Here is a 12089-nt window from a genome sequence, read left to right on the forward strand (position 1 = left end):
GGTGCACAGCACCTGTTCGCCAAATTACCTAGCCCCAATAACGCTGCCTTGTAAGGCGGCCTGTGACTCGGCATGCGTCGAGCTCGGAGATGATGATGAAAAGCGAGTTTCAGGATCGTCTGGCTGTAGTCACCGGAGCCAGCTCCGGAATCGGTCTGGCATTGTGCTCAGCCTTGCTGCAGCGGGGCGCGCGGGTGCTGGCGATGTCGCGCAGCCTCGGAGGGCTCGAGCCGCTGCTGGAAACCCATGCCGAGCAGCTGCAGTGGCTGCAAGGCGATGTCACCTCGGCCGATGATCTGGCTCAGCTGGCACGACGTGCCGCGCAGCTGGGCACGGTGCATTACCTGGTGCCCAACGCGGGTATCGCCGAGCTGGCCGACGGGCTGGACATGGCCGCGTTCGACCGCCAATGGGCGGTCAACGGTGCTGGCGCGCTGAACACCTTCGCGGCGCTGCGCAACGAACTGGCCAAGCCCGCCTCGGTAGTATTCGTCGGTACCTTTCTGATCCGTTCGGCCTTTCCCGGCCTGGCCGCGTATATCGCCAGCAAGGCGGCACTGGCTGCGCAGGCACGCACGCTGGCGGCGGAATTCGCACCGCTGGACGTGCGCATCAACATGGTCTCGCCCGGCCCGACCGCTACCGCAATCTGGGGCACGCTGGGGCTCAGTGACGACCAGCTCGAAGCGGTCGCCGACGGCGTCACCAAACGCTTGTTGCCGGGGCATTTCCTTGAGTCCGCGGCGGTGGCCAACGTGATTCTGTTCCAGCTTTCCCAGGGCGCGCGTGGCGTATTCGGTCAGGATTGGGTGGTGGACAACGGCTATACCATCAGCTGATCGGTCAGCTTCGAACGGCGCCCCCAGCGGCGCCGCATCGCCACTTAGCCAGGCCGCCACGATGGCCTGGCTGTTCCTCTCCAGCAGCGCTTTCGTTCTTGTAACAGCGTTGCGCACGGTTTTAGTGCATTTAAATTGCACTATCCGCTCAAAAGTATTCGTTAGAGATTGTTTGCACGTCCGGCCGACAATGCCGCCCGCTTTCATGCGCTGTGGCATTGCGTCGCAGCGGCTGCGACCTGACGTCGCTGCTTGCGCTGCCGGCAACCGTTGCAGTGCTGCCGAGCGAATAGCCGCTGCGCGTTATGCGCGCCTCCGCCGTCTCGATCCAAGCAGGACACATGCACGACAACCTCATCGACTGGTTCCGCTCCTTCGTTCCCGCCCCGTTCAATGCCCCGCCGAAAGAATGGCTGCGTGCTGCAGGTGGCATCGCCATCGTCATGCTGTTGAGTGTTTTCAGCGGTTTCTGGCTATTTGGCGCGCCGTTGACGTTGCAGTTGCTAGCACCTGCGGGGGCTTCGGCGGTGTTGCTGTTCGCCGCTTCCTCCAGCCCGTTCGCTCAGCCCTGGTCGGTGCTCGGCGGCAACCTGCTGGCTACTGTGATCGGGGTCAGCCTGGGCTTGACCAGCCTTTCGCCGATGGCGGCGGCGGCGTTGTGCGTGTGCCTGGTACTGGTCTGCCTGTTCAGCCTGCGCTGCCTACATCCGCCCGGCGCGGCCCTGGCGCTGGTTGCGGTGGTTGGCAGTCCTGAAATTCACCACCTAGGTTATGGACTGCTCTATCCGGTGGCGTTCAATTCGTTGTTGCTGCTGGCCGTGGCGCTTCTGTACAACAATCTCACGCGGCATCCGTATCCGAAACCGAGGCTGCCGCGCGAAAGCCTGCACCATACGAGCGACCCGCAGCCGAGCGAGCGCATGAGCTTCAGTCATGACGACGTCGACCGCGCGCTGCGCGAGTTCGGCGAGTATGTCGACGTGACCCGTGACGATCTTGAACGGTTGATCAAACAGACCGAGAAGCACGCGCTGCGCCGCAGCATGGGCGAGGTCACCGCAGCGGACATCATGTCCCGCGACCTCTATTCGCACACACCCGACACCTTCATCGAGCAGGCCTGGAGCACGCTGCAGCGCAATCGTCTGCGTTCGTTGCCGGTGGTGGTGAGCGAAACCCTCGAGCTGGTCGGCATCGTTACCCTGGTCGATCTGCTCAAGCATTTCCATCCACGGCCAGGACGGCTGAACTTCGGCCAGCTGAAGTTCCTGCGTGGCACCAAGCTGCGCGCCATCATGAGCTCCCCGGTGGTCTCGGTGACGCCCGATACGCACATGGTCGAGCTGGTCTATCTGCTTTCTGACCGTGGTCTGCATTGCCTGCCGGTGGTGGATGCCGAGCGGCGCCTGGTCGGCATGATCACCCAGACCGACCTGATCGCCGCGCTGTATCGCAACTGGCTTCGACACCTGCCGGACTGAAGTTCGGCTTCAGAGCGGGTAATACCAGCGTGACCAATCGTATTCGTCGCGTGCCACTTCGCGCAGCATTTCCACCGCCTTGAGCAGCGCCGGCGATTCGCTGGCCCGCGCATGCATCAGGTACACCGGATAGCTGAATTCCGGGGCATGTTCGACCCGCTCGAGCAGGCCTTCGTCGAGATAGCGCTGCACCACCCGCGTACGGAAATACCCACGCCCGCCGCATTGCAGCAGATATTGCAGGGCCAGCGGCCCGAGGCTGAAGGTGAGTGCGGCGCGGGTGTGTTCGGGCAGCGCCTGGTCATGCTGCTTGCGAAACGCCGGTCCCCAGTCGATGTACAGATAAGGCGCTGGCAGGCTTTTGTGCGCCACTTGAATCAGCTTCTCTTCCAGTAGCTGTTCCACCTGCAGGCCCGGTCGGTACTCCGGCTGATGCACCAGTGCCGCGTCCAGCGTGCCAAGCTCGAGTTTGTGCTGCAGTTCGGCGTCGCTGGCAACCTCGCTGCGCAAGGCGTGGCCGGGCAGCGTCTGACGCAGGCGTTGCACCCAGGCCAGCATCAGTGGGTTGCACAGACTCACTTCGGCCCCCAGCGTGAGCATTTCTCCGTATCCCTGCGGCAGCGGCAGATCTCGCCGCGCGGCCTCCCAGGTCTGCACCAGTTGCCGTGCATAGGCCGCAAAGCGCTCGCCGTCGGTAGTCAGACGAGCACCCGCTCGATTGCGCACGAAGAGCTTGCAGCTCAGCTGGCTTTCCAGGTTCTGAATGCGCGCGGTGACAGCGGTCTGGGTGATATGCAGTCGCTCGGCAGTGGCGATGAAGCTGCCGCTGCGGATGATCTCGAGAAAGGTGCGGGCGAGATCGATGTCCATGTGCGAGCCCCGAGTTGGTTTGGGTTGCGATTGTAGCAACCGCAACGGCGCGGGTTACGCACCAATCACGAGCAGTTACCGGTCTGGGTACGCGTGAGCGTGATGCGACCGGTCACCGAGAGGGTAAGCGCGCGCTCCTGGCTGCCGAGCGGGGAGGCGCGGCAGATGGTCAGCGATGCGGGCGTGGAGCCGAAGCCGCTTGGCAGGAAGGTCAGCTCGCGTACCGTGGAAGAGAGCAGATAGCCAGGGTTGGCTGCTGGGAAGCGCCGGATCACCGTACTGCCGGAGCGTATCACCCAGCCCTGTTCCCACCCGGCGCTGGCGTCGCACGTCGCACCGTTGCTGGAGCTGCATAGCGTCACCGGGCTATTGCGCTTCATGGCCTCGCTGCGGGCGAGCTGAGCGCTGGCCGAAAAGTCCGTGGTGTAGGTACGCAGCCGACTGTTGAGCACGATGCTGTCGTAGCCCGGCACGGCAATGGCCGCGAGCACGGCCAGTATCGCCAGCGTCACCATCACTTCTATGAGGGTGAATGCGGCCTGGCGGGCACTCGTGGCTTGTTGGCGTTTACGGTATGTCATGCCGTCCCCTACTGCTCGATGTTCCAGAACACCCGGGAGGTCGGTTGCATGACCGAGGCTGGGTTGATCGGCGGGCTGCCTTGCAAGGGCGAAGACGGATCTGCACCGATCACGAACGGCACGGTGGTCACGCCGTCGTCCAGCGTCACCATGCCGGCCACCGGTGAGGGCGGCAGACCATCGCCGACCACGTCGTGATAGACGCCCTGGCCGGTCAGGTAGTTGACGGTGTAGACGCGCGTTTCGCCGAGTCCCGAACATACGCCGGCGTTCGGCACGCGAGGCTGATGGGTGCTGAAGGTGACATCGCCGAACACGGTGATTGCCGAGGTCACCACTTGCTCGGTGTTATCGAGCTGCAGGTACCAGCCCTTTTTCTGCCCCAGGTTGGCGGCAGTCGGTGCGCTCTGAGTGGTCACGCTGAGTAGCGAACCAAGGCAGAGCAGATTGGCGCCGCAGGTACCCGCCTCGCTGGTGAGCCAGTTGGCGTCGCTTGGGCGGTCGCGCAGCATGAAGAAGTAGTTTGAGGTGGCTGCCGCGTCATCGTAGTCGAGGAGCGGTTTTTCCCGGTCGCCGGAGCCGAGCATGAGCACGTAGTCGGCGCCATCGGCGACGATGTCCGGGGCAAACATGAACTTGCGGTTCCGTGTGCAGGTGCCAGCAGTGGCGCAGCCAAGGGCGGCGATGCGAGTGATGCCCCACTGTTGCGGGGCGGCTGCGCCCATGGTGATGCGGTAGACATTGCCGCCAAGGTCGGCAAGGTAGCCGTAAAGGGCCTGGCCGGAACTATTGCGTACCAGGGTGATATCCGAAACCACGCTGCGCAGAGTGTCGAATGTCTTGAGCAGTTCGCCACTGTCGGCATCGAGCACATAGACCTTGTTGCCCTTGGTGGCGCTGGTGCAGGTGTTCGGGTCGCCGTCCTCACAGCTGTCGTAGCCGCCGCCCATGATCAACATCGGCAGTGCGCCTGAACCATAGCCGCTGGCCTTGAGCGACTTGGGTGGCGCCCAGGTCTGGCCGATGCCGCTGAAACCGTCGCTGCAGTCGCTGTCGCTGACGCTGCCATCGGCGGCGAAGTTGTTCGGACAGCCACGTTTCCATTTCAGCGCCGGCGTCGCCGGATCGCTCACATTGAAGGCGTACAGCGCTCTTCCGCCTCGACGCATGGTCGCGTAGATCCAGGCGGTGGAGTCGCTCTGGTAGGCCACGACCGGACCATCCATGCCGTATGCCTTGGGTTTTGGCGTCGAGGTACCGGTAAAGCCAGGAAAACTGATGGGAATGTTGTTGTCATAGAGCCGCTTGATCTTGCCGTAGAACTCCGGCGGCATGAATGACCAGAGCTCGCTGCCTGCGGCGTGGGTACCGAGCGCATTGGTTCGATTGCCCACTACGGCACGCAATGCACCATCGTTGCCACCATAGAACGCCACCACGCTCGGGCTGCCGGTACTGCCGTAATTGATCGCTACCGGGCGCGAATGCACCACGTCGCCGTGCGCCGAAGGGCGCATTTCGCTGACGTTGCCATTGCCGTTCTCGTCTTTGATATCGACGCCGCGGGCCCAGTTGATTATGGCTGTGCGTTCGCTGTCATTGGCTACGCCCAGGGTCGTTGCCGTTATCGCGTTGTTGGTGGTCGAAAAGCTGGTTAACGACGTGCAGCCACCGGCTGCGCCGCAGGTGAACATGTTGCGAGAGCTAGATGCCCGCAGCAGATAAGCCTGGCCGCCTTTCTCGACGATGTTGCCATCCGGACTGTTGGACCCGCTCGAATCCCCCCCCGTCAGGCAGTTGCCGCGGGCGCTGAAGCTCCAGTAGCTATCTGCTGCGGCCGGCGTCCAGAAGCTGCGTGCGCACTCGGTGATAAATCCGGTGTTGCTGTTGATGGCGCTTGCGCTGTCGGCATCGAGCAGACGAAGGTCGGAGCCGATGTAGCCGAGCTTGTACTGCTTGAGATTGCCATGCCAACGCGGGAATCCGTCTTCGTCCGGACGGAACATGCCGATAAAGACCTGGTTCAGGTAGGTGCCTTGGGCATTGACGCTGACCGGCAGGCTGACCGAGGCGAATACGCTGTTGGTCGCCTGAACTTCAGAAAAGACGGCATTGAGGGCGTCGACGATCTGGTTGCCGGTACTGCTGACATCGAAATACTTGCCGTCGCTGGTGCGCGCCATGCTTTGCAGAAGTGCCGTCCAGCCGGGCCCCTGACCGGTCGTATCACGGTTGACGTCGATCGTATAGGTAGTGATCTGCTGGCTGCTTTTCTTCATGAAGCGCGCCCACTCATCCGCGATATTGTCCTGCGAGCCGCTTGGCGTGATGGGAATTGTGGTGGTGGATCCACCCAGGCCGGCCAACGCTGTCGTTGCCTGAGCAATATCGGAGGCGCTGTCCTGCGCGGGGCCGTTACTGATGTAGATGATGTAATTCTTGCCGCAGCCTGAAATGATCGGTGACAGATACGAGGTGGCAGTCTTGCTCGCTAACGCGTTGTTGGGCAGTGCGTAGATGGCGTTGGAGGCGGCCGTTCCGCTGATATTGCCGGCGTAATCGGCCTTGGCCTTGTTATTTCCTGCGTGCGGTGTGGCGCCAGCGAAATACAGATAAGCCTCCTGCATCGCCCTGCTTACCTTGCCGCCGTTCGACTTATCACCGTTCTCGTGGAAACTGGCCACTAGATCGACCATACGTGTTTTATTCGCTACGTCCATCTGCCGCAAGGCCGCCCGTACATAAGCGCCATCCGAACCGGAGTTGCCGTTGCCGGTCTCCGTAAACATCATGATGCCGAGGCGAAACTTGTCCAGCGGTAGCGCGCTGACCACTGAGCGCAACGCGGCCATCTCGTTGCTGAATGCAGTGTTCCAGTTGGCCGTGTTGTCGAGGATGATCAGCACGTTCGGCGCCCCGGTCGCGCTGCCAGGTACACCAACGAACAGATCAATATCCTCGGCTACAGCCAGTTGGCTCAGGCTGGCGGCTAACGCCAGCAGCAGGCGGCTAAGATGGGTTTTCATGCGCTTACCTCGTAGGCCGACTTCATGGGCACAGCTGGTTCTTGCGAGCGTCAGAGAGCAACAGGCGGATGCCGGAGCGCACCCGCACCGATGCGCCGGTGCCAGGGTCCAGGACGCTGGCGACCAGCTCCCACTCGGTATTCCAGGTAGAACTGGACATGCCTTCCAGAGTCAGGCTGCTGGGCGCCACAGCGCTGGCCAGGCTGGTTCTGAGGCACTGGGGTGCGGCCAGCGCGACCTCATAGTCATCCGCGCCGTCCCGGTTGATATCAATGCCGATCGTTTGCGCGGAGGGCGTGGTAAGGCTCAGTGAAGGAATCACCTGCTCGATGGCGTTATCCGCCGCCGCCAGCGCTTCGTTGCGCCATTGCTGGTTACCCACTACGTCCAGGTTGACCTTGGTCAGGGTGTAGGACGAGGTCACCATCACCGTCAGCAGGAGCAGCATGATCAATGCGGTGATCAGGGCGAAGCCGCGGGACTCGGATGCGTTCATGGCGTTTCCCTGCGAGCCGAAACGTTGGTCAGGCGCACGGTGGTGGAATAGACGTGGCGCTGAAATGCATCGGAGAAAGGCCCGAACGTCTGGCCGCCCAGGTTGTAGGTCTTGCTGGACTGGTAGCCCGGTGTGGGTTCGATGTTGCGCACCAGAAGGTGAACCTGAACCACTACGGTGTTGGTCAGTTGCGCAAGGCTGCAGGGTGTGGCGGATGTGCAGGTGGAGTCCGGGGCGCCATCGCCCCGGTTGGTCGGCGAGTTGCGGTTCAGCGCGCTGGCCCATTGCACGGCCTGGCTGTAGTCGACTGCCGCTCCGGTATCGCTTAGGTTGTCGATGCCGAGGACGAAGCGCATCGCCTCGACGCCTTCGACCATCGGGACGGGGTCCTGCTGCTCCAGTGCGCCGCCGGCCAGGTCGAAGCTCGACTGCATCAACGTCGGGATACCGTCGCCAGCGGTTACTGCAAAGTTGCGGATGTAGTAGGCCGTGTTGAGGAAGCGACGCTTCTCCGCCGCGGCCGTGCAGTTGCGCCTGTGCAGCGTGAAGCCGCTGGTATCGAATACGTAGCGGGGTTCGCTCGCACAGTAGGATGTCTGCCAGTAGAGCCTGCCGTTGACGTCGACGTCGCAGTTGGCCGAGCCGGTCACGCAACCGGCTACGTGACGGACCAGCAGCACATCGCTGCCGGCAAGCGCCGAAGGCATCGTGCTGGCGCAGTCGGTTGGTACGGCAGCGTACAGCTGGAGCGGAACGCCGATCAGGTTGGTCTTGTACTGTGCGTCCCAAGCCGAGTAGGGCGCGCACGGAGCCGGGATTGCACTGGGGTAGTCGGACGGAGCACCGGCTGCGGTCAGGTCGTCGAATTCCGGCAGATAGCCATTCAGGAAACCGGCGTGCACCAGGTCATCGCGGAGCAGACGAATCGCCAGCCGGCCGTGTTCCATCTGGCTGTTGGTCTTGGCCAGCTCGCTGTTGCTGCGACTCATGTTCAGATACAGGCCCAACGTGGCCGCGCTGAGTATCAGCGCGATGGTCATCGCCACCATCAGCTCGATCAGGCCGAAGCCTGCGCTGCCGTTACGGCCGGCATTGCTCCGCGGCAGACGGTTCATAGCGGCGCCACCCGTACGAGGGTGGTCACCACTCGCCGGCAGCGGTCGTTGCTGCATTGGCTGCCGGTCGCGCCATCGAATGCGTCTTTGCCGCAGGCTACGCTCGCGTTTGGCGCGGCCAGCGGGAGGGAGCCTTGCCAGGCGACCGTCAACAGATACTGATTGCTGCCCAGCGGCTCGATGCAGCCGCGCCCGCCGATCATGGCGCCGGCGAGGCCGCTGCTGGTGCTTTCGCTTGCGCCCTGAAGCGCCGCGCACCACATGGCGGAGTCCCGTTGCTGTTGCGTCGAGCTATTGGTGGGGCAGGTCATGCCGGCTCCCAGAGGGCTAGCGGTGCCCGTTACGTAACTTGCCGCTGCCGTGCGGTTGGCGGTGATGCGCGCTGCGATGTCGTCGAGCAACAGCAGGGCCTGCGAGCGCTGATAGGTCTCCATCTCTGATTGCTGCAGGCGTGCCTGCAGCGCCATCACGCCGAGCAGACCTACGGCAAGAACGACCAATGTGACCAGTACTTCGATCAGGCTGATACCAGCCTGGCGGCCGCTCCCCGTTCCCATGGTGTTCACCACTTGTCCGCCGGAGTCTTCGTTCCCTCGTTGTCGAGGGTCAGGTTACCGTCGCTGGCCTGGCTGCCAACGGCCGTGAACGTAATCAGGTAGGAGGGCACCGTGCCGCTGCCGACGGTGACGGCAAAGCTGTAGTGAGGGCTCACTTCGCTGGAGAGGCTGAAACCACTGGCGGTAAGCGCCGGGGTATCGGCATAGGATCGGTTGGCGAGCAGGAAATGCTGCTGACGGTTGGCGATGTCCAACATCTGCGCCTGCGCCGCGGTACGGTTACTGCGGACGACGTACTGGCGATAGTTCGGCAGCGCGATGGAGGCAAGAATGCCAATGATGACCACCACGATCATCACTTCGATCAGTGTGAAACCACGTGCCAAATGTCGAGCCACTGTACTTCTCCAACGGGGTGCGAATGCATTGAGAGCGCCCACAGCCATCCGTTGGCTTAGCCTTCACGTTGATGTGTGATGGCTAAGCGATATTATAGTGACTCTATGTTCAAAGATAGACTGGTTGGTCACTTGTGGTGACGTGAGCAAGGAGCCGCCTGGTGCCGCGGCGGGCTGGATCGGGTCGTGCGGGTGGCAGAAAACGAGAGCCGTTGCGTCTAGCGCGGGCGGTGGGGCTGGTTGGCTGCTATTGGAGAGTGATCGGTGGCGTTGCGCCACCGATCACTCGACCGACCTCGAGGCGGTCGCGCTCTAGTGCGAAGTACCTTCGGCAAATTCGATCTTGTTGCCGACGTTGTACTTGCCGGAGGGCTTGTTCATCGGGATGCGTTTAATTTCTTCCAGGGTGTTGGCGTCGTAGACGATCAGTGCGCCGTCGGTGTCCCAGACGCTGAGCAGGGCGTAGCGGCCGTCGTTGGTGAACTCGACGTGGGCGGCGTTCTTGCCTGGCATCGGGCGCAGCGTGTGGGCGACCTCCAGGGTCTGCTTGTCGATCAGGTGCACGGCGTCGTTGTTCGGGCCGAAGAACACGTCGGTCCAGGCATAGGGCGAATTGGCCTGGCTGCGCATGAAGAAGCCCGGGCCTTCAGTGGGGATCTCCTTGATCAGCTTCCAGGTTTCCAGGTCCAGCACCGAGATCAGCCCCTTGCTGACGTTCGGGGTGGCGAATACCCACTTGCCGTCGCGCTTCCAGTAGATCCCCGAGCCCAGATGCGGCATGCCCGGCAGCGGGATGTCGGTCACCGCTTTGCCACTGTCGAGGTCGATGACTTGGCCGCCGTGGGCCTTGCGCGAGGTGGCGAGCAGGTAACGGTAATCCGGGGTGAAGGAGAAATCGTCGAGATAGTCGATCGCCTTGATCCGTCGCGGTTCGAAGGTCGGCTCGCCGGCATAGGACAGTTCCCAGGCTTCCTGCACGTCTTTCAGCGCGACCACGAAGCTGTTGCGCGGCGGTGCGGTATACACGGCGCTGACCCGTGACGGGGTGCCGTCCTGGCCGACGGTCGGGATGTGCTTGATCAGCGACAGGTCGCGGGCGTCGAGCAACACCAGATTGCCCGGCAGGTAGTTGCCCACCAGCACCCAGCGACCATCGTTGCTGACAGCCAGGTTGCGCGTGTTCAGCCCGGCGCGTACCTCGGCGAGCATGGTCAGGTTGTGCAGGTCATAGACGCTGACCCAGCCGTCACGGGAGGCGAAGTAGACGAAGCGGCCGTCGGGGGAGAACTTCGGCCCGCCGTGCAGGGCGAAGTGCGACTGGAAGTTGGCCAGTTCCTCGAAGCGATCGCCATCGAGAACCCTGACGTGGTGATTGCCTGCCTCCACCACAACGAACAGGTTACGCGGGTCGGCGCCATGTTGCGGCGTGCTCGGCAGCGTGGCGACGTCATTGAGGATGCGGTGGCTGGCGCGGATTTCGGCATCGCTCCAGGTCGGCGGTACGGCAGATGGCTGGTAGAGGTAGTCGACCAGTTCGCTGATCTGCGCTTCGTTCAGCACGCTGGAATAGGCAGCCATCTGGCTCGCCGGGCGGCCGTCGCGGATCACCGCATGGGCTTCGGCTGGCTTGATGCGACTGAGGCTTTCCGGCAACAGTGCCGGCCCGGCACCACCGAGGCGGTTGACACCGTGGCAGCCCTGGCAGTGCTGCTCATAGAGGGCCTGGCTATCGGCCGCTGGTGTCGCAGCGGCAGCCCGCGGAATGGCCAGGTCAAGGGCGACGAAGGTGGCCGCTGGCAGCGCAGCGGCCAGCAGCAGGGCGGGTATCAGTTGCATACGGCCTCCGTTTGCGGGGCTGAATCCCCGTGCAGGCGCGCCGGGTGCTGGACCTGGCGATCGGCGAACAGGTCAACCACCCGGCCGATCACGGTCAGGGTCGGCGGCGTGAGGTGTTGCTCGTCGGCCATGCTCGGCAGCTGCCGCAGCGTGCAGCGCACCACTTGCTGATTCTCACGAGTGCCGTTGCCGATCAGCGCAGCTGGGGTATCCACTGGCAGGCCGGCGGAGATCAGGTTGCGCGAGATTTCACCGAGGCTGGCCAGGCCCATGTAGAACACCAGTGTCTGGCCACCCTGGGCCAGGGCATCCCATGGCAGGTGCAGCTCGCCGTTGGTCTGCAGATGGCCGGTGATGAACTGGCAGGAATGCGCCAGATCGCGGTGCGTCAGCGGGATGCCGGCATAGGCGCTGCAGCCGGCCGCAGCGGTGATGCCCGGCACCACCTGGCAGTCGATGCCGCGCTGCAGCAGGAACTCCAGCTCCTCGGCACCGCGGCCGAAGATGAACGGGTCGCCACCCTTGAGCCGCACCACGCGCTTGTTCTGCACGGCCAGGTCGGCCAGCAGTTGGTTGATCTCCGGCTGCGGCAGGCTGTGGTAGCCGCTGCTCTTGCCTACGTAGTGACGGCTGCAGCGTGCCGGCAGCAGTTCCATCAGTCCCTCGCTGACCAGACGGTCGTAAACCACCGCGTCGGCTTGTTGCAGCAGGCTCCAGGCGCGCAGGGTCAGCAGGCCGGGGTCGCCGGGGCCAGCACCAACCAGGGCGACTTCGCCGGGGGCAAACGCGGCGCTCAGCGAAGCGGGAAATGTGAGTGGCTGGTCCATGCGGTGCTCCTGAATTCTCATCGGGCTTACGGAGTGCTTGCTGCGGCGCTTGCTGGCCGCTTC

The 12089-nt window shown here is 63.3% G+C and carries 11 protein-coding genes; 2 read left to right on the forward strand and 9 right to left on the reverse strand.

Going from position 1 to position 12089, the window contains the following annotated elements:
• The first annotated feature begins 95 nt into the window (after window positions 1-95).
• Together SM130_RS03635 and SM130_RS03640 are read left to right on the forward strand one after the other, a co-directional pair.
• The gene (locus tag SM130_RS03635) at window positions 96-839 is read left to right on the forward strand and encodes an SDR family NAD(P)-dependent oxidoreductase (protein WP_102824639.1); all 744 of its coding nucleotides are present in this window, start codon (window positions 96-98) and stop codon (window positions 837-839) included.
• A gap of 341 nt (window positions 840-1180) precedes the next feature.
• Window positions 1181-2320 (forward strand): HPP family protein, encoded by a 1140-nt coding sequence (locus SM130_RS03640; RefSeq protein WP_102824457.1) that lies wholly within the window; start codon window positions 1181-1183, stop codon window positions 2318-2320.
• A gap of 9 nt (window positions 2321-2329) precedes the next feature.
• On the opposite strand, the gene SM130_RS03645 is transcribed toward SM130_RS03640, so the two are convergent.
• The 9 genes from SM130_RS03645 to cobA all read right to left on the reverse strand — a co-directional run bounded on the left by SM130_RS03645 (window position 2330) and on the right by cobA (window position 12026).
• Window positions 2330-3190: a LysR family transcriptional regulator gene (locus tag SM130_RS03645; protein ID WP_102824458.1), complete on the reverse strand. Its 861-nt coding sequence runs from the start codon at window positions 3188-3190 to the stop codon at window positions 2330-2332.
• A gap of 65 nt (window positions 3191-3255) precedes the next feature.
• On the reverse strand, window positions 3256-3771 hold the full coding sequence (locus tag SM130_RS03650) for a GspH/FimT family pseudopilin (protein ID WP_102824459.1): 516 nt from the start codon (window positions 3769-3771) through the stop codon (window positions 3256-3258).
• Window positions 3772-3779: 8 nt separating this feature from the next.
• Window positions 3780-6797 (reverse strand): pilus assembly protein, encoded by a 3018-nt coding sequence (locus SM130_RS03655; RefSeq protein ID WP_102824460.1) that lies wholly within the window; start codon window positions 6795-6797, stop codon window positions 3780-3782.
• Between the two features lie 22 nt (window positions 6798-6819).
• On the reverse strand, window positions 6820-7293 hold the full coding sequence (locus SM130_RS03660) for a pilus assembly PilX family protein (RefSeq protein ID WP_102824461.1): 474 nt from the start codon (window positions 7291-7293) through the stop codon (window positions 6820-6822).
• Window positions 7290-8408, reverse strand: a complete 1119-nt coding sequence (locus SM130_RS03665; RefSeq protein WP_102824462.1) for a PilW family protein — start codon at window positions 8406-8408, stop codon at window positions 7290-7292. Before SM130_RS03665 ends, SM130_RS03660 begins: the two co-directional genes overlap by 4 nt.
• Window positions 8405-8965: a type IV pilus modification protein PilV gene (pilV, locus tag SM130_RS03670; RefSeq protein ID WP_181019232.1), complete on the reverse strand. Its 561-nt coding sequence runs from the start codon at window positions 8963-8965 to the stop codon at window positions 8405-8407. The genes SM130_RS03665 and pilV overlap by 4 nt, the downstream gene beginning before the upstream one ends.
• Before the next feature lie 5 nt (window positions 8966-8970).
• Window positions 8971-9363 carry a type IV pilin protein gene (locus SM130_RS03675; RefSeq protein WP_102824463.1) on the reverse strand — a complete coding sequence of 131 codons (393 nt, stop codon included), beginning with the start codon at window positions 9361-9363 and terminating at the stop codon, window positions 8971-8973.
• A gap of 312 nt (window positions 9364-9675) precedes the next feature.
• Window positions 9676-11199, reverse strand: coding sequence for a nitrite reductase (locus SM130_RS03680; RefSeq protein ID WP_102824464.1), 1524 nt, complete (start codon window positions 11197-11199; stop codon window positions 9676-9678).
• Complete coding sequence (cobA, locus tag SM130_RS03685) at window positions 11190-12026, reverse strand: uroporphyrinogen-III C-methyltransferase (protein WP_102824465.1); 837 nt, start codon at window positions 12024-12026, stop codon at window positions 11190-11192. Before cobA ends, SM130_RS03680 begins: the two co-directional genes overlap by 10 nt.
• Window positions 12027-12089 lie beyond the last annotated feature (63 nt).

This window comes from Stutzerimonas stutzeri (assembly GCF_038561965.1).
Classification (GTDB): domain Bacteria; phylum Pseudomonadota; class Gammaproteobacteria; order Pseudomonadales; family Pseudomonadaceae; genus Stutzerimonas; species Stutzerimonas stutzeri_AA.